Source organism: Paenarthrobacter sp. NPDC089714 (genome assembly GCF_044748905.1).
Lineage (GTDB): Bacteria > Actinomycetota > Actinomycetes > Actinomycetales > Micrococcaceae > Arthrobacter.
In genome coordinates, this window is sequence record NZ_JBIVGX010000008.1 from 24,239 (window position 1) to 42,035 (window position 17,797).

Consider the following 17,797-nt stretch of genomic DNA (forward strand, 5'->3'; position numbering starts at 1 on the left):
CGCGCGCCCGGGGGCACTAGTGGATGCTGCGCAGCATTTGGGTGAATCCAGCTCCTATGAGCGCCAGAACCGCGGCGCACAGGTACAGAGAGGTGTAGTTCCCGCTGCCGGGTGTGGCGGCGATGGTCAGCAACATTGGGGCGATGATCGGTGCGATGGTCTGCGGAATGGTACTGGAGAGGTTGAACACGCCCATGCCCTTTGCGGCTTCCGAGCCAACGTTCGGGAGGACTTGGGCGACAAGTGCGTAGTCGACGCCGAGGTACAGGCCGTTCGCCAAACCGGCGATCGCAATTCCCAGGATGAACATTTCGACGGTGGTGGAGAATGCAACGATGGTCATGGCTACGACGAAAAGGAGTGCAGCGGTTACGACGAAGGGCTTGCGGCGGTTTAGCTTGTCCGAAAGCCAGCCCCCGGGGATGCTCGAGGCGGCAATACATACAGCCAGGACAAACATGGCGATGGTCAGTATAGGGGCGACGTTACTGGTGTTGTATCCAAGGTGATCGATGAGGAAGTAGGTCTTGTACGTTGTCAGCAGGTACAGGGCTATCCATACGAAGAATCGTCCGATCCAGGCCAAGGCGAAATCCCGGTTCTTTAACGGGTTGATCCAGAAAGCGGCGAAGATCGTCAGGATGGATGTGCGGGGTACTTCATTCTTCGTCTTGGGGACTTCGCGAAGGGTCAGTGCGAAGGGAAGGACCAGCAGCACTCCGACGACCGCCGGGGCGATGAACATGGCGGCGCCCTGGGTTCCCAGAAGCTGGCTCATGAATACTCCACCGACCACGCCAACCTGGGTTGTCATTCCCATGAAGCCGGACACTCTCCCACGGAGCTTGCTTGGCACTCGTTCGGGGAGTATCGCGATCGTCGCGGCGATGGCAGCGTTGAAGGCCGTTTGGGCGATGGCCCACATGACGGCGACCAGCCAGATGTTTGGGGCGAATCCCACCCCGATTACGGCGAGAGCGCCCACGCTGACGCCTCCGAGGATGAACGGTCGGCGTTGACCGAATCGGGAGGTAGATCGGTCGCTGAGGGCGCCAAAGATCGGATTGGCGAAAAGCGATGCTGCTGCTCCGACACTTGCCACGAGCGCCAGAGAGGTCGCTTTTCCTGCTGGGTCGATTTGACCGACGCGGATGGCAATGGTTACTGACAAGGGAGTGAGCAGTGCCAGCCAGATGCCGATGAGAGAGGCGATGTAGCGGGTGACGAAAAGGCCGCCCACTTTCTGCCCGGTCTGTTCCATTTGCAGGATGGCGGTTTCGGTGTGGGGTTTGTGCAGTGATTGAAGCTCGTGAGTCATCTTTGTCTCCTATGTGATGGTGTCATGGGGCTGATCCAGATTGGAACCCCTATGTGGGAGTCCAGTCAGGACAGCCGGATACGGTTTGTCCCGACTTGGAGCGCACTGAAGGGGCCGGCTACCGTGTTGCCGGATCGAATCTCGCCTGTGACGTCGTGGACGAACGTGAGGGGGCTTCCATCACGGGACTCAAAGTCGAGGCCAGCGAATCTGACCGGTGGCAGTTCGTAAGATTCCAGGGCTCGGGTCGATGTTGCGAACTCGGGTGGCACGTCAATTTCCATGAACAGCTGACCGTAGTCTTCGTCGATCTGGGCCGTCACGGGGTTAGTAAGGGTTACGGCACCATGTTCGTGCGCGTAACCCTTGGCGCCATTGGCATAGACGTTGTCCCTGATGTAGACCGCTTGCGGGACGCCGATGAAGCGTTTGTGGGTACCCGGTGGGCGTTGGTCGATGAGCTCCATGTATTCGTCGAACGAGGCTGGGTGGTGATCGAATACGTCGGTTCCGAGCCACGTCCGGCCAAATGCCTCGCATTCCTCCGCCCACCCCTCCAGCTCATTTGAGCCGAGGAACATGTTCGCGATAAAGCGGTCATCGCCACCGTAGATGACGGCAAAGCCAGCGACTTCGGTACTGTGCGGCCGATGGTATGGTGTCGCGCGGTCCATGTCTGAAGCGAATCGGATCGCGCCGGCGAACAGATTGTGGATGAATGCGCCGCCTTGGCTCATGATTTCCATTGATGCTGGTGAGGCGAAGACGTTGTTATCGACGACGTAGGGACCGTGGCTTACTTCGATGAAGATGTCCCGGCGGTTGTGGTGGTAGATGTTACGGCTGACTCGGGTGCCTTGGACCTCCCAGTCGAGCCAGGTGCCAAGGACACAGTGGTGTATGCGGTTGCCCACGAGAGTGACGTCGATGGGGGCGTGCATCTTGATTCCGGCTATCTCGTAGCCGTAGAACTCGTGCTTTGTTCCGATGTTGTAGATGTGGTTTTCGGCGATCGTCGAGAACGCACCTCCGAGGTGTCCAACGACACCGTTCTGTCCGCAATCGAAGATCGTGTTACGGCGAACGATGTGGGAGCCGATGCGCTCACGGTCCCACCCGATAGCGCGCGCAGAGAACACGGATTCGATTTGGTACTGGTAGCCCGGCCGGTCCCCGCGGTCGGTCATGTAGTTGTGGCCGCTGGAGATTTCCTTGCCCAGGGAGACCGCTGAGCACTTCGCGTCGTGAATGAAGTTGTCTTCGATGATCCATCCCTTTGACCAGTTCGGGCCGATGAGTCCGGGCTGGTCGGCAGTTGGCGGGGTCCACGGCGTGGCAGCCTGCGCGAGCTCGAATCCCCGCACCGTGATGTAGTCGATGCCGTGGCGATCAGGGAAAAAGACGGACGGCCGGACGTTGATTTCAGTGATTTCAATATTGGGATCCTGGCCGTGGAAGTTCGCCCAGATGGTCGTTTCCTCTGCGCCGACGGCGGCCGTCCAAACAAATGTGGACCAGTCGGGGTCGTAGAACGTCTTGGTGATTCCGGTCCAAGCATCGCGTGCTGTTTCGCGGCGCGCGGGTTCGGTCACGTGCCCAATAGTCGGGACTTCGAACAAGCTCCTGCCGTTGAGGTACACCTCGCCGAGGTGCTTCTTCGGGGCGTCCTTCTCGTAGACGATCCAGTCGCCGTTGAGTTCAACGGCGAACGGATTGAATGCGCCGAAGATCGAATTCGGCACCGTCACCTGCCAGACGCCTGAGCCCACAGGATGCCATGACGTGAGACGCTCTGACCCCTTGATGACCGGACGTTCGCCGTCGGCAGCAACATAGGTGATTCGTCGGGAATCACTGAGTCCTCCACGTCGAGGGCGCACCCATTCGCGGTACTCGCCGGCGTGGACGATGACCAAGTCCCCTGGCATCGCCTGATCCGAGGCCCGACTGATCGTAAGGAACGGATGTCCAGCATCTCCGCTAGCGGCATCTGATCCATGGGGTGATACGTGATATTCAAACATTTTTGGCTCACTCTTCATTGAGAAACAATTTCGTTAAAAGAAACTATTGCATAGCTCACATCAATCCACCAGTACTTTCTTGCCCCTTCGCGGCGCCAAGGCGTCACACGGAGGTTGGGAGTGCCATGTGAGAAAAAATTTCGGGATCGTTATACTTGGTGCCCATGGAGAAAGTAAAGGTCCGGCCGCGTCGTATCACGATGAAGGATGTTGCCCGTCGGGCGGGAGTTTCTGTACCTACGGTTTCGAAGGTCCTCCATGAGCAGGAGAACGTAAAAGCTGAGACTGTTATGCGGGTGCGCGAGGCTTTTCAGGAACTCGGCTACGTTCCCGTGGGCCGTCCCGAGGCGCCTTCACTGACGTCGATAATTATGGCTTTCGACACTTTCGGTCACGATTACGGAAGTACGGTCCTGACAGGGGCCCTTGACGAAGCGTCCAGCCTTGGGCTTCGCACTGTTCTCGACTATGCCCCAGGACTGGCACGCGCGGAGAGTGCCGCCGAGTGGGTCGAACGACAGGTCGCGCTGGGCAGCCGCGCCGCCGTGCTCATCGCCACGCGGGTTACACACGAGCTCGTTGAGGCAGCCCGAATGCAGGGGCTGGCGTTGGTGGCTATCGATCCTAAAAACGCGCCGGATGTCGGAGTCGTCACAGTTGGATCAACCAGTTGGGCAGGCGTGACAGTGGCGACGAATCATCTCCTGGAACTCGGACACCAGAGGATCGCCTTCGCTGGCTACGACGACTCAGTCGAGTATTCGGTGGAACGTTTCTCGGCCTACCGGAGCGCCATGGAACGTGCCGGGTTATCGGTTCGCCCTGAGTATGTGGGCCAAAGTGACGTGTCGTCCTTGGAGAAGTTCGAGGACAGTCGGAAGCTCGGCATTAAACTTGCCAGGCTGGATGAACCCCCGACGGCTGTCGTCTGCTTTTGCGATGCGGTCGCCTTCGGTGTCATTGAAGGGGCTCGCGGCGAGGGGCTCAACACGCCAAAGGATCTTTCCGTCGTTGGATTCGACGACATTCCGGCTGCTCGACGCTTCTCTCCACAGCTCACCACGGTCCGACAGCCGTTGGTGGAAATGGGGGCGCAAGCCGTCCGAACGGCCATCAACATGGTTGATGGCCAACCCCCGGCGACTGCCCATCTCCAATTGTCGACGACCTTTGAAATGCGCGGCTCCACGGCCTCACCTGGCTAAGACTGCCCCTTGACTCCGAGGGCGGGGTCCGAGCGCCGGGAACATCAGTCTCTTGATAAGTGTCCCTGCCGCAGACAGTCGATGCATCCGGTCCGGACGGCCCTCATGCTGCCTTGCTTCCGGGCGTTCGAAGGGACGTCATGACCCTGATCAGGGACGCAACACACGCGACAACCACCAACCCCAAGCCGATGGTATAAGAAATCACGGTCAGCGAAGCCGCGAGCAGCGTTGGCAACAAGAAGCCCAAGTATGTCAGGGAATAGTAGATGCCGGTCATCCCGGCGAGATCACGCGGTGTCGCAATCGACTGGGCAACGATTAGGCCGGAAACTACGCAAACTCCGTAGGAGGCGCCGAGGATCACCGCCACGATGATCGCGAGCCATGGGCTTCCCACAGCAGACGCCACGACGGCGGACCCCATCCCGATGGACATGCCTGCGAGGCCAACGATAAGTGCCCGACCTCTTGTAATCCTGTTCAAGAAGACGACGGTTGTCTGTGCGAGCACTCCCACTCCCAGCGTCACAACGGTCAGCACTGTTGCGTAGAGGGTCGAGAAATCGCCCAGCCGCGATTGAACCACCGCCGGCATGATCGCATAAGCGACACCTGCCGCAGCAAACACCCAAGGAGCCGCCGGGACGACAACCCCCCAGAACGTCCGATGACCTGCCGACGGAACGACCAGGTCTCGCCACAACGGGCCAACGGCGCGGGCCGCCAGAGGCAAGCTCTCCGGGGCCCTTAGCAATGCCACGAAAGCCATAACGCAAAGGGCGAGGTGCACAAGGTACGGCAACTGCCCGGGCGCCGGCGCCCATTGGGCGAGAGCGCCCGTTATGCCGGCGCCAACTCCAAAGCCCAGGGTTAGGGTCATACTCGACCGTCGGGCGCCGGAGGTTTGTTGGGTGCTGGGTTCGCGACTGCGGTCCGAGAGTTCCTTGATCCAACTGGAGCCCACGGACATGCCGACTCCCACACCGACACCAGCCAGCGTCCGGCCAACACAAAGAAGTATGAACGATGTCATCCCGAAGGCAAGCAGAAGGCTCGCTGCAGCAGCTGCCCCTATTCCCACCAGCGCTACAGGCTTGCGGCCGAGGCGATCCGCCAGAGCGGCGGCAAGCAGGAGTCCGGGGATGAGTCCGACAACATACATTCCCAGAAGGAGGTTTGCTTGCCACGCGTCGTAGCCGCCCAGCGTCTCGTACATATGAAGCAGCGGCGTAAAGTGATTGCCTCCCCAGGCGAGGACAAAAACCGACGGCGCCACAGACATCCAGGGGCTGCGCCGAGAAGCATCGCTCATTTCGCCACCGCATATCGGGCATGCCCCAGCGACAAGTGGCGGCCAATGAGGTGACGAAATGCTTGGTCGTCACCGCCTCGAACTGCGTCGGCGAGGGCGACGTGCTCGGCATAGAGGGCTTTCAGCTCTCCCGCTAATGAGTCAACAGCGAGAAAAGTTAACCTGTACAACCGAGGGCCAAGTTCTTTAGCGATCCCGTCGACAATGCTGTTCTGGCTGTTTGCAATGATCCGCAGATGAAACTCGTAGTCAAGAAGCGCAAAGTCTGCAGGTGAATTAATGCTCTGCCGCTGCGCGCGGAGGTTGACGTCTAAAGCCTCAAGCAGCTGGCGCCTGCGATCTTCGTCCTCGATATCGGCAGACACCGCGTTGACCTCAAGCATGGATCGCACGGCCAGAAGCTCTCGCCGCTCCCGCGCGCTGGGGTTCGTAACGATTGCTCCCTTTTTGGGCACAAGCTGAACTAGTCCCCATCTCTCAAGGCGAAGCATTGCCTCGCGAGCGGGCGTTCTACTAGCACCATTCGCCGCGGCGAGTTCCACTTCCGTGAGCAAGCACCCAGCCTCTATCTCACCCTCAACGACGGCGCGTGCAGTGCTAGCCGCGATCTGGCTGGCGACGGAAGTGCTTTGCTCAACCGTCCACGGCAAGCCGGAAATCTCATTCATGAACATTATTCTAATGCATGCATCAATGAATGCATCAATTGGAAGTCAAAGGTGAGGCGCTGCGGCCGCAGATGCCGAGCGGGGGCAGGGTGTCAGCTTCTCTGGCGAGCAATCCGGAGTTCGCGCTCGTCATCCGCAGCCTTAGGGCCGGTTGCTTCCGCGGCTCTCGCAACGCCATTGACCACAAGCATGTCTAATTATATAGTTCAGATTAAAAACTAATTGGAATGCTTCCTCCCACGCCTCCACCCATGCTTTGCAAAGGAGCAAGAATGACCCCGCAGCCAACCCCGCAGGACCGCTTCACTTTCGGCCTCTGGACCGTCGGATGGACGGGCGCGGATCCCTTCGGTGTCGCCACGCGTGCCGCCCTGGATCCCGTGGAAGCCGTCCACAAGCTCAGTGAACTCGGTGCCTACGGCCTGACGTTCCACGACAATGACCTTGTTCCGTTCGACGCCTCCGCCTCGGAACGCGACCTCATCCTCAAGAACTTCAAGGCTGCCCTTGCCGAGACGGGCCTCAAGGTGCCCATGGTCACCACCAACCTGTTCAGCCACCCCGTGTTCAAGGACGGTGGCTTCACCTCCAACGACCGCTCCATCCGCCGCTTTGCCCTCAGCAAGGTACTGCGCAACATCGATCTCGCGGCCGAGCTCGGCGCAGAAACCTTCGTCATGTGGGGCGGCCGTGAGGGCAGCGAATACGACGGTTCCAAGGACCTTTCCGCGGCCCTGGACCGGATGAAGGAAGGCGTGGACACGGCCGCCGGGTACATCAAGGAAAAGGGCTACGGCCTGCGCATCGCCCTTGAACCCAAACCGAACGAACCCCGCGGCGACATCTTCCTGCCCACCGTGGGCCACGGCCTGGCGTTTATCGCCCAGTTGGAACACGGCGACATCGTGGGCCTCAACCCGGAGACCGGCCACGAGCAGATGGCCGGGCTGAACTTTACCCACGGCATCGCCCAGGCGCTCTGGGCCGGCAAGCTGTTCCACATCGACCTCAATGGCCAGCGCGGCATCAAGTACGACCAGGACCTGGTCTTCGGACACGGGGACCTCACCAGCGCCTTCTTTACGGTGGATCTCCTGGAGAACGGCTTCCCGAACGGCGGCCCGAGGTACGAGGGCCCCCGCCACTTCGACTACAAGCCCTCCCGGACCGACGGCTACGACGGCGTGTGGGAATCGGCCAAGGCCAACATGGCCATGTACCTGCTCCTCAAGGAACGTGCCCTGGCCTTCCGCGCCGATCCCGAAGTGCAGGAAGCACTCGCCACCTCCGGCGTGTTCGAGCTGGGCGAGACCACCCTGTCTGCCGGCGAAACCACGGCCGAGCTGCTGGCCGACGCCACGGCCTTCGAGACCTTCGACGCCGACAAGGCCGCCGGGCGCTCGTTCGCTTTCGTCCGGCTCAATCAACTGGCCATCGAGCACCTTCTCGGAGCCCGCTAAGCCAGCCTGCGCTGATCCACACCGTCCATCATGTCCGCCGCCGGGTCCGGAGCTTCACGTCCTGACCCGGCGGCTGTTCCAGAAAGACACCAATAGCCGAAGAAGCCGGTGTGTTCATCCCTGAACGCTGGGCATCTTCGGGAGCTACGAATCTACAGGCATGCATGGCCTTACACGGTTCATCGCCGGATTTTGCCCGGAATGATCGGCTCTGGATCTTGGTTCCGGGACCACCAAATCCGGTACCTGGCACATACCCAACCTGCACTTAGGTCCCCACTGGGATCCCGAACTAGAGAACGATGCCGCACAGTGAATACGAGCAGTTCTGAAAACGAAATACTCGAACTACGCTTCGGGCCCTACGCCGCTGTCATTTCAAGCCAGGGGGCCGCGCTTCAAACACTGCGTTACGAGCAAAGAGACTTGGTGTTGCCCTTCGAACCTCGTTCCAACACTACGGACTTCAGAGGGGTTATTTGCGCCCCTTGGCCAAATCGGCTGGCAGATGGTCGCTATAGGTGGGACGGGCGTGAAATCCAAGCCGATACCAATGAGCCCGATCGCCGAAATGCTCTTCACGGAATGGTTTTCGATCGCCGTTGGTCAGTCATCGCCGTCCGGGAGAACAGTCTCACACTGGCGACCACCCTGTCGCAAGAAGTCGGTTATCCTTTCGAACTTCTCCTCCAGGTAACGTACGCCCTTGGTCCAGCGGGGCTGACAGGCACAATAATCGCGACGAACACGGGAACCAAAACTCTCCCGTACGGATCCTGCCCTCATCCCTATTTGGTTGCCGGCGATTCCCCGATGCATCAATGGGTTGTCACAATACCCGCCGACAGCTTCCTGGAAACCAGCCCAGACCGCCTGCTTCCCCTCCGAGAGGTCAAGGTCGAAGGAAGCCACTTTGACTTCCGCAGGGGAGAATTCTTGCAAGGCATCAGGATCGACCATGCTTTTACGAAGGTGAACCGAGGGTCAGACGGCCTCGCGAGGGTGACGCTACGAGAACCCTCAGGAACTGGAGTTGAATTAGCTTTTGGGCAGGAATGGCCATGGCTACAGATCTGCACAGGTAGTAAACCCGAACTGGGGCTGGCGGTAGAACCTATGACTTGCCCGCCAGATGCATTCAATAACCGACTAGATATCGTCCTGCTTGGTCCCGGGGAAAGCCACCGCGGTACCTGGTTCATCAGAGCGCTTCACTAGAACCACCGCTTCGTCCGTCTTCCAACGAGGAACATGCTTACAGCTCGACTTCGGATCAGCCGTGAAGTCGAAACCCTGCTGCTCTAGTCAGCCAATGTTTATCTGCCTTGATGCTGCAGGGCGGACGCTGGGATAACTGAGACCCGGACCCTGGCCAAGTCCGCCCGCGACTGAGGGCTGTGAGGTCGGGTGGGGTGTACTCCGGCCGGATTGTTCGTGGCGTTTGAGATATCCAGGACGGTCGGTGCGTCGAGGGACTCGGATATCGAAGATTCTCCAGCACTTGGCAACAAATGCGAGCGTGCCTGATGGCTTGGAATTCCTCTTCCGCTTTCTGGGTTGCGGCCGGGGCCGTTCCTCTTTCTGTGTCCCGCACGCTGCGAGTACCGCCACTGACGAGCGGGCGAAGGCTCATGGTCCTAAGACGAATCGATATTCGACGAATCAGACCATCAGCCAAAGGCGCAGCACCCACAAGGTCTTGAGAAGTCGGATCAACTTGACCAAAACGGCACCTTTCATTGACATCGGGCTCAGTGGTGGGCTTGGATGTGACCTGAAACATCATATCTAATACATACGAAGACTGGGGGGAACTAATGTCACTAAACTCCGTTAAGTCCGATCAGAAGGTTGAGCGGCCGCCTAAGCGCGTAACTGCAGGGCTAGGGGGCGGTGTCGCCCTCGAATGGTACGACTGGAACATTTATGGCTTGATGGCCGCGTTCCTCGGTCCCCATTTCTTTCCATCTGACAATCCAGTCACGTCAACTCTGAGCGCTCTCGCCGTGTTTGGTGTCGGGTTCATCGCTCGGCCGCTTGGCGCCGTGCTTCTGGGGCCACTTGCGGACCGGTTCAGCCACCGGAAGGTGATGATCCTTTCCGTGACCACGATGTGTGTGACCTCGTTCCTGATGGGCATACTGCCGACGTCGGAGACGATAGGCATCGCAGCAGGCTTCATTCTGGTTGGCCTTCGCCTGATACAGGGGTTGTCGACTGGCGTTGAAGCCGGTGTAGCAAATGCGGTGGCAATACAACTGGCGCCACGAGGCGAACGAGGCCGCTACCTGGGCCTCGTCGCCGGTACATTCATTCAATGCGGCATCGTCGGTTCCGCAGTGATCTCGTATGTAGCCAGCTTGGCCATGCCTGCCGACGCGCTGGCTGCATGGGGATGGCGAATTCCTTTCATCCTCGGGGGCATCTTCGGCATCGTGGTCATCTTGTTGCGGCGCACGTTGCCAGAGACACTCACTCAGAAGGCGGAGGACGAAACCAGTGAGCTTGATGTCGTCACCGATCGTATCGGTCTTGTCTGGGCGTCTGTTTGGAAAGTCAGGCTTGCACTGCTTGCCGTGATCTTCGTGATCGCAGGCGTGACCGTGGCGACCTATTCATGGAACGTGGGACTCCCCAATCTGGCCAATACCATCTACAAGGAGGATCCAGCTCTCGTCTTCCTGATCCTCGTGGGGATGGGCGTTTTGTTCATTATCGCCGGGCCCATCGTCGGACGCATGGCGGATGTCTACGGCGCCGGACGCGTCTTCACCATTCTGCGGCTTTTGCTGGTGCCTGCATCATTCGTAATGCTCCTCTACTCACAGCCCGGAATTCTGAGCTACGCGTTGGTGATGTTCGTAGGAGGCACCGTAGTGGCTTCGAACATGGGTCTCTACAACTACATAGCCACATCGCTGATGCCGAAGTCAGCACGGACAACCGGCGTCTCCCTGGGAACCGGCATCGCTGCTGCGGTGTTCGGTGGCACAGCCTCATACCTGCTGCTGTTCTTCAGGGTCAACGACCTCTACTGGGTTTTCCCTGTGTACATTTCCGTGCTGTCGATCCGCAGCATTGTCTTCTACTGGCTTGCTGTACGGCGCGGACATCAGTACGTGCAGGGATAGGAGATCGTGGTGAACAACGGTGTTAAAGAACTGTCCTCTGTAGCCACAATCGCACGAGACCTGATTCAAATCGACACTACCAACTTCGGCAACGGAGAATCACGTGGGGAAGAAATCGCCGCCCAGTATGTGGAGTCGCGGCTGACCCAGATGGGGCTCTCATCAACATCGTTTTCTCCCGAAGCAGGGCGCACGTCACTCGTGAGCCGAATCCCCGGGAAGGACGGCAGTCTCCCGCCGCTCCTCCTTCATGGACATCTTGACGTCGTTCCTGCTGACGATGCGGGATGGACGCACGACCCCTATGGGGGCGTCATCGCTGACGGCTGCCTGTGGGGTCGTGGGGCTGTTGACATGAAGAATATGGTCGCCATGATTCTCGCGTCGACGCATGAGATGCTCGTGGAGGGGGAGCAGCCTCAACGCGACGTGATCCTGGCGTTCCTTGCAGACGAAGAGGACAGAGGCCGCCTTGGTGCACAGTATCTCGTTGATTCCAAGCCGGAGCTCTTCGCTGGTGCGATCGCTGCCGTCGGTGAGGTTGGCGGGTACTCGGTGGATGTTGGAGGGCGCCGCGCCTACTTGGTTCAGACGGGGGAAAAGAGTCTCACGTGGCTCCGCCTCATCGCGAGAGGTCCTGCGGGTCATGGTTCCCGCGCCTATGGCAGAACAGCCATAGCACGACTCGCTGAAGCCGTCGCCCGTCTATCGGCTCATTCCTGGCCGGTTCAGATGATTGAGGCAACAGACGTGCTCATCACTGCCATCCGCACACAGTTAGGGGCTCCTGAAACGCTAAGTCCTCAAGAGGCCCTAGCCTCGCTTGGACATGCGTCCGGGTTCATTGAGGGTGGTCTGAGCGTGACAGCAAACACGACGGTGCTCCGTGCCGGCATGAAGCAAAATGTCGTGCCCGCAGTTGCAGAAGCACTAGTGGACGTTCGTGCCTTGCCAGGCGGGGAACTCGAGGCCATAGCGGAGGTCCGGCGGTTGGTCGGAGCCGATATCGAAGTCGAGGTGGTCACCAACCTCCCCGGAGTCAGCTCGCCGGCTACCGGATCCGTGATGGAGGCCATGACGGCATCGATTCGGGCAAAGGATCCCGATGCGCTCGTTCTTCCATACATACTCCCTGCCGGCACCGACAACAAAATGTTCTCCCAGATGGGCATCAATGGGTACGGATTTGCTCCGATGTTGCTGCCGGCCGAGTTCAACTTCGCGGATATGTTCCACAACGTCGACGAGCGGGTCCCAATTGAGTCATTGACCTTTGGTGTCGGTGTGCTTTCGGATTTCCTCCGACGCGTGTAGCGGACTTTGTCCGGATATCCACCCGAAGCGTCTAGCCGCGCCATACCCCGGTTTCCAGTCAGGTCCGCTCACGGCACCTAATCTGTTTCGGGTCCCGTGCAATAGTGGCACCCTGCCGGATAGGTGCCATCGCATACATCCTCAGCTTCAAGTAAGGCGAGAGACTCTTCTGTGCGGGTGGGGTACAGCGTAGGCATTGGTTTCCTTTGCAACGGTGGGCGGGCACATGAAGCGTTGATTGTCAGCGTCTGGATCCCCGTCGGGCTTCTGAGGGCGTAGGGCTGCTGTTTGTGGTCGTTGGGGTCCGGCGTGGCTTGTCGCCGGCAGCCCCGGCCTAAGCCCCGGCGCCGGCGTAAAACGGAGACGGGATCTTTTCCGATCTGAAGCATCCAAGCTCCTCTCAGGTTAACCCTTGGCATTGAAATCATCATACGTAACACCTATGATTTTGTCTGTAGGTCAAACGGATTGTTATCCCGACGCCTCGACGATTTACACCAAGTAATGCCGATCAAATCAACCGACGTTCGAGGACACCGCCACGGGGCTCCCCGCCAGGCTCCGGCGGGTCGTCACGTGGTTGAAGGGAGTGTCCAATGCAGGTTGCGTGGCAAGGCCGCTGGTCGGGCATAGCGGGCACCTGCGGCCCCGATTGACAGCGGGTCGCGGAGATAACTGGGATCGCACCGGAGGCTGGGTCGAGCTGTTTGCCTCTCGCCCCACCGACCATGAGGAGGCGACCGCCTGGAACAGTGGCCTCCTCGATTTTTACCTTCAAAACAGAACGGAAAACACAATGTCAAATGTCGAACCGCGCATGAGCGCTGATCTTTTCATTAACGGTGCCTGGGTTGTCGGCGAAGCCGGCACCCTCGACAACGTCGACCCCGGAAACGGCTCCGTTGTGGGGCAGGTATCCCTCGCAACGGCTGACCAGGTAGCCCAGGCCATCGCTGCGGCCCAGACGGCGTTTACGTCGTGGAGCACGATGCTTCCGTCCGCGCGCGGCGAAATTATCAAGCGTGCTTCCCAACTCCTCAGCGAGCGTATCGACGAAGCTGCAGCCACGTTGCTGCTTGAGACTGGTAAGACACAGGCCGATGCGCGTGGCGAGATCCAACGCTCTATTGACACCCTCCGCTGGAATGGTGAGGCCGCCGGTCGGGTCCAAGGCAAGAGTTTCCCAGGCATCGCCGTCGGTAGCCGACGCTACTCGACCCCCGTTCCGCTGGGTGTCGCGGCCCTCATCAATGCCTGGAACTTCCCTGCAGTACTCGCATCGCGCAAGTTGGGCGCAGCCTTGGCTGCCGGCTGCACCGTCGTGCTGAAAGCCGCGGAATACACTCCCGCCACCGCGCGTCTCGTTGTCGAGATTTTCGTAGAAGCGGGCGTGCCCGCTGGCGTGATCAACCTGGTATTCGGAGATCCCGCCGCTCTGAGCCAGCAACTCCTTGCCTCGCCTGAGGTCAAGATCCTGAGCTTCACGGGCTCAACGCACGTCGGCAAGGTACTCGCCGAACAGGCCGCCCCGACACTGACCCGTCACGTGCTCGAACTGGGCGGACATGCCCCCGTCATCGTTTGGGAAGACGCCGACGTCGCCAAGGTGATCGCCACTACCTCGGGTGCCAAGTTCGGCAGCGCCGGTCAGTCCTGCGTCGCGCCGAGCCGCTACTACGTTCACGAGAGCCTCTACTCGGACTTTGTCGAGGCCTTGGCGAAGCAGGCCCAGTCTTATGTGATCGGACACGGAAACGAGGACGGCGTGACACTTGGTGCCGTTGCCCATCAGGGCCGTGTTAACGCTTTGGTGCGCCTCGCCGAGGACGCCGTGGCGAAGGGGGCCCGCCTTGTGACCGGCGGCAAGCAAGTGGAACGCGACGGCTTCTTCTTCGAACCCACCGTTCTGGCCGATGTTCCCGAGGACGCGGAGGTCCTTACTGAGGAGCCATTCGGTCCAATCGCCGCAGTGATCCCGGTCAAGGACATCGACGAAGCGCTGCGTTTGGCCAACTCGAACCCGTACTCCTTCACCGGATACCTCTTCACAGACTCCATGGCCGTCCGCGATCGAGTCACCACAGAACTCAACGTGTCAAACATCGGCATCAACCAGCTGGCCCCGTCTCTGCCGGACGTCCCGCTGGGTGGACTGGGCAACAGCGGTGTCGGCTATGAAGGTGGACTCGAAGGCATCTTGTCCTTCACTCAGCTCCGCCTTGTCAGCCAGACAGCCAACTAACCGAGCAGAAAGGTACCTACGCCGTGGTGCTACCCCTGGAAGGAATCCGGATCCTCTCGCTTGAGCAATACGGCGCAGGGCCCTTCGGTTCATCGCATCTCGCAGATCTCGGTGCCGAGGTCATCAAGATCGAAGACCCTTCGATTCGAGGTGACATAGGACGATATATCCCCCCGTACTTTGAAGAGGAAGACTCGCTGTTCTTCGAGTCGTTCAACCGTGGCAAGAAATCCATCAGCCTCGACCTTAACAGTGAGGCCGGCCGAGATATTTTCTCCAGGCTTGTCAGGGAAAGCGACGCGGTTTACTCGAACATGCGAGGGGACGTACCGGAGAAGATCGGGATTACCTACGAGCAGCTGAAACACCTGAACCCGGCCATCGTTTGTTGCTCCCTGAGCGGCTACGGCATGACCGGCCCTCGGAAGAAGGAACCCGGTTACGACTACGTCATTCAAGGTCTCACCGGATGGATGGACATAACCGGCGAGCCCGACGGACCACCGACCAAATCGGGACTGTCCATCGTGGACTTCTCGGCCGGGTACGTCGCGGCGTTGGCACTTATGTCAGGGTTATGGGCAGCGAAGCGCGACGGCGTGGGCATGGACTGTGATGTCAGCCTTTTTGACACAGGAATCGCGATGTTGACCTATCCCGGAGTGTGGCACCTTAATGCCGGGTTCCAGCCCCAACGAACCCGGCACTCCGCGCACCCGTCCGTCGTTCCGTTCCAGGCATTTCAGGCATCCGATGGCTGGTTCGTCATAGCCGCCGCGAAGCCGAAATTCTGGACACGCGTTGCGGAGACAATTGGGCGTCCCGATCTCGCTGAAAACCCGGACTTCAAGTCACTCTCCGACCGGCAACGCAACTCGGAAGCGCTTCTCGCCATCCTGGATGGGATCTTCCTGACGAAGCCTGTAGAGCATTGGGTTAACTCTCTCAAGGCTGCGGGCGTGCCAGTGGGGGAGGTGAACAGTGTGGAACAGGCGTTCAGGGATCCTCAGACCGAAGCGCGGGGCATGATCGTCGAGGCTGAGCATCCGCGTTATGGCACTGTTCGGACCATCGCTTCGCCGGTAAAAGCCGGAACGGAAACCCGCAAGCCAACACGTGCACCCCAACGCGGCGAGCATACCCGTTCCGTGCTTGCAGAACTCGTAGGTGTCGGCGCAGATGAATACGCCGCCGCCGCGGCGGCCGGAGCCTTCGGTACGACCGGCTCGTAGGGCACGGACCGCGTCGGAGCCGGCAAGAAGCGGGTCCATCCGACGCGGTCCGCGACTAATAGATTGACGACTGTGGCTGGGCAGGGTGACCTGACCCGGCCACAACCGTCATGACCGGTTCCCGTCTTTGGGGCGAACGGTTTGCCGCGAAGCCTGCTGGGCACCTCGCAGCTGCATTCCGGCGGAGGGAAGGTGGCCGTCCCGGCTGTTCGTTTCGTTTGGCCGACCGCCATGTCGTCCCTCCCGGTGTGTAATCAACTGTCGCCTCAGCAGGGTGCTAGATGAAGCGGCCACCGCGCTCGTGATGAGTTGACCATGATGAACACCGGTGTCGATGGCAGCGGTATGGTGTTGGAGCAGATTCGACGCCGCAGGTCGGAAATCCGGTGCCCTCAGAACCCCCGAACTCCAGCTCGCGGTAGAAGATCACCCCGGTCATCGGCGACCGGCGAAGCAGGCAAATGATTCTCTTGCGCGGCACTCAAGACAACCATCACCCAGCCGGATGCGGCGGAGCTGTCCGCGCTGCATCAGCCGCCTAATGCCGCGGTTGGGTCGCCCGTCAGGCGACGACAGATGGGTTCTGGCTGAAGTGCGTCGCAGCGAACGACTGATCGAGAAATTCCTGGTAATCGGCCGGGCGGGTCGACGCGATGAAGTGGTCCCGCATGGCCTTCCGCGCCCCCTCAGGGTCCTTGTTGCGCAGGGCCTCAAGTATGGGCAAATGCGCCTCGAGTTCCCAGTCGCCGCTCATCGAACCCGTCCGAACTGACGCCAAGCCAGTCAGAACCGCGATTTTGTTCATGGGGGAGAGCATGAGTGCCAATGCGGGCCGGTGGGTCGCCTCGAGGATGCCGATATGGAAATCGGCGTGCGCCTGGCTTGCGGCATCGGTGTCGCCTTGGGCTACGGCGTCACTCAGCGCATCGTAGGCTTTTTGGAGGCGGGCCCAGTCGTCCTCAGTGCCAGTCTCAGCAGCGATTCCGACGATGAGGGTCTCCAACATCTCGCGCGACTCCATGACTTCGCGGGTGGAGAGATTGGATCGTGCAAGCAGGGCCACCATGGCGCCAGCAAAGGCGTCATCACTAGGCTCCGTTACGACGGTCCCGCGGCCTTGGCGCACAGACAACAGACCCCGGGCAACCAAGGCCCGCACGGCATCGCGCAGAACAGTGCGGCTCACTCCGAGAGATTCACACAGATCCGTTTCCTTGGGCAGCACAGTGCCCGTCGGGAGTGCGCCACTTAGGATTTGTTGCTCCAACACCGCGACAACGCGATCGCTCTTGAGAACACCGACCTGGCTGGCGATACTGCTCCATTGCTCTCGTGCGATATCAGCGGTTGGCATGGGCCGTCCCTTCATCTAGATACATCATATCTAGTATCTAATGCTAGCACCGGTGTGCCATGGCTGTGGATAGCACCTACGAAGATACATCCTGGGGCGCGGCGTAAATTGGTGGACTTGTCCAGCCAGGGCGAACGAGTGGCGCCACCGCGAAGCCCAGGCGTTCCGCCAACTTTACTCTAGCTCCGACCGCCCGCTTCGGGAGCGTAGCGCGCCGGGATGGCCTTCGGGATACGGATTGGATTCAGGGCACAGGGCCGGGCCGCCAGCCTACTGGGCGAATCGAACCTTCGGCAGCAACTGTCACTCGCGCCCATCGCCTACCCCTAGTTGCAGGAAAATCTGACGCGGTGAAGTAACAAGCACAGGCGCATCTGCCTGGCGAGAAGGCCCTTCGGGGTCAAAAGAACATGTTTGTGACGAGATCACGAGAAAACCATTGCCAGCCGATTGATGGTATGTATTATTAATCATGTTTGATGTGACGGTTCTCACAAACTCTCCGCACCCCATCGCGGAAGGTGTGGGTCCGCG

Annotated in this window: 12 protein-coding genes; 7 read left to right on the forward strand and 5 right to left on the reverse strand. The window is 59.8% G+C overall.

Annotated features, from left to right (window positions below; all coding sequences use genetic code 11):
• Positions 1–16 precede the first annotated feature (16 nt).
• A complete protein-coding gene (locus ACIPY3_RS14545) occupies positions 17–1,318 on the reverse strand; it encodes an MFS transporter (RefSeq protein ID WP_400335114.1) in 1,302 nt (433 codons plus the stop codon).
• A 65-nt stretch (positions 1,319–1,383) separates the two neighbouring features.
• The gene (locus tag ACIPY3_RS14550) at positions 1,384–3,246 is read right to left on the reverse strand and encodes a right-handed parallel beta-helix repeat-containing protein (RefSeq protein WP_400335116.1); all 1,863 of its coding nucleotides are present in this window, start codon (positions 3,244–3,246) and stop codon (positions 1,384–1,386) included.
• Between the two features lie 260 nt (positions 3,247–3,506).
• Between ACIPY3_RS14550 and ACIPY3_RS14555 the strand changes: the two genes are divergently transcribed.
• On the forward strand, positions 3,507–4,547 hold the full coding sequence (locus ACIPY3_RS14555; RefSeq protein ID WP_400335117.1) for a LacI family DNA-binding transcriptional regulator: 1,041 nt from the start codon (positions 3,507–3,509) through the stop codon (positions 4,545–4,547).
• Between the two features lie 103 nt (positions 4,548–4,650).
• Here ACIPY3_RS14555 and ACIPY3_RS14560 read toward each other — a convergent pair whose 3' ends face one another.
• On the reverse strand, positions 4,651–5,862 hold the full coding sequence (locus tag ACIPY3_RS14560) for an MFS transporter (protein ID WP_400335119.1): 1,212 nt from the start codon (positions 5,860–5,862) through the stop codon (positions 4,651–4,653).
• Positions 5,859–6,530 carry a GntR family transcriptional regulator gene (locus ACIPY3_RS14565; RefSeq protein WP_400335121.1) on the reverse strand — a complete coding sequence of 224 codons (672 nt, stop codon included), beginning with the start codon at positions 6,528–6,530 and terminating at the stop codon, positions 5,859–5,861. The genes ACIPY3_RS14560 and ACIPY3_RS14565 overlap by 4 nt, the downstream gene beginning before the upstream one ends.
• Before the next feature lie 272 nt (positions 6,531–6,802).
• On the opposite strand from ACIPY3_RS14565, the gene xylA reads away from it, so the two are divergent.
• The 6 genes from xylA to ACIPY3_RS14595 all read left to right on the forward strand — a co-directional run bounded on the left by xylA (position 6,803) and on the right by ACIPY3_RS14595 (position 15,909).
• Complete coding sequence (gene xylA, locus ACIPY3_RS14570) at positions 6,803–7,990, forward strand: xylose isomerase (RefSeq protein WP_400335123.1); 1,188 nt, start codon at positions 6,803–6,805, stop codon at positions 7,988–7,990.
• Between the two features lie 201 nt (positions 7,991–8,191).
• A complete protein-coding gene (locus ACIPY3_RS14575) occupies positions 8,192–9,208 on the forward strand; it encodes an aldose 1-epimerase family protein (protein WP_400335125.1) in 1,017 nt (338 codons plus the stop codon).
• 599 nt (positions 9,209–9,807) lie between these two features.
• Positions 9,808–11,121 (forward strand): MFS transporter, encoded by a 1,314-nt coding sequence (locus ACIPY3_RS14580; protein WP_400335127.1) that lies wholly within the window; start codon positions 9,808–9,810, stop codon positions 11,119–11,121.
• Between the two features lie 9 nt (positions 11,122–11,130).
• On the forward strand, positions 11,131–12,435 hold the full coding sequence (locus ACIPY3_RS14585) for a M20/M25/M40 family metallo-hydrolase (protein ID WP_400335129.1): 1,305 nt from the start codon (positions 11,131–11,133) through the stop codon (positions 12,433–12,435).
• An 817-nt stretch (positions 12,436–13,252) separates the two neighbouring features.
• Entirely contained in the window at positions 13,253–14,677 is a 1,425-nt protein-coding gene (locus ACIPY3_RS14590) for an aldehyde dehydrogenase family protein (protein ID WP_400335130.1), read from the forward strand.
• A gap of 23 nt (positions 14,678–14,700) precedes the next feature.
• Positions 14,701–15,909, forward strand: a complete 1,209-nt coding sequence (locus ACIPY3_RS14595) for a CaiB/BaiF CoA transferase family protein (protein WP_400335131.1) — start codon at positions 14,701–14,703, stop codon at positions 15,907–15,909.
• 562 nt (positions 15,910–16,471) lie between these two features.
• Here the strand turns inward: ACIPY3_RS14595 and ACIPY3_RS14600 are convergent.
• Positions 16,472–17,263, reverse strand: a complete 792-nt coding sequence (locus ACIPY3_RS14600) for a FadR/GntR family transcriptional regulator (RefSeq protein ID WP_400335132.1) — start codon at positions 17,261–17,263, stop codon at positions 16,472–16,474.
• Between the last annotated feature and the right edge of the window lie 534 nt (positions 17,264–17,797).

Coding starts and splice junctions, on each gene's coding strand:
- ACIPY3_RS14545 (WP_400335114.1), bottom strand. CDS start 1,318: ATGACTCACGAGCTTCAATCACTGCACAAACCCCACACCGAAACCGCC.
- ACIPY3_RS14550 (WP_400335116.1), bottom strand. CDS start 3,246: ATGCCAGGGGACTTGGTCATCGTCCACGCCGGCGAGTACCGCGAATGG.
- ACIPY3_RS14555 (WP_400335117.1), top strand. CDS start 3,507: ATGGAGAAAGTAAAGGTCCGGCCGCGTCGTATCACGATGAAGGATGTT.
- ACIPY3_RS14560 (WP_400335119.1), bottom strand. CDS start 5,862: ATGAGCGATGCTTCTCGGCGCAGCCCCTGGATGTCTGTGGCGCCGTCG.
- ACIPY3_RS14565 (WP_400335121.1), bottom strand. CDS start 6,530: ATGAATGAGATTTCCGGCTTGCCGTGGACGGTTGAGCAAAGCACTTCC.
- xylA (WP_400335123.1), top strand. CDS start 6,803: ATGACCCCGCAGCCAACCCCGCAGGACCGCTTCACTTTCGGCCTCTGG.
- ACIPY3_RS14575 (WP_400335125.1), top strand. CDS start 8,192: ATGATCGGCTCTGGATCTTGGTTCCGGGACCACCAAATCCGGTACCTG.
- ACIPY3_RS14580 (WP_400335127.1), top strand. CDS start 9,808: ATGTCACTAAACTCCGTTAAGTCCGATCAGAAGGTTGAGCGGCCGCCT.
- ACIPY3_RS14590 (WP_400335130.1), top strand. CDS start 13,253: ATGAGCGCTGATCTTTTCATTAACGGTGCCTGGGTTGTCGGCGAAGCC.
- ACIPY3_RS14600 (WP_400335132.1), bottom strand. CDS start 17,263: ATGCCAACCGCTGATATCGCACGAGAGCAATGGAGCAGTATCGCCAGC.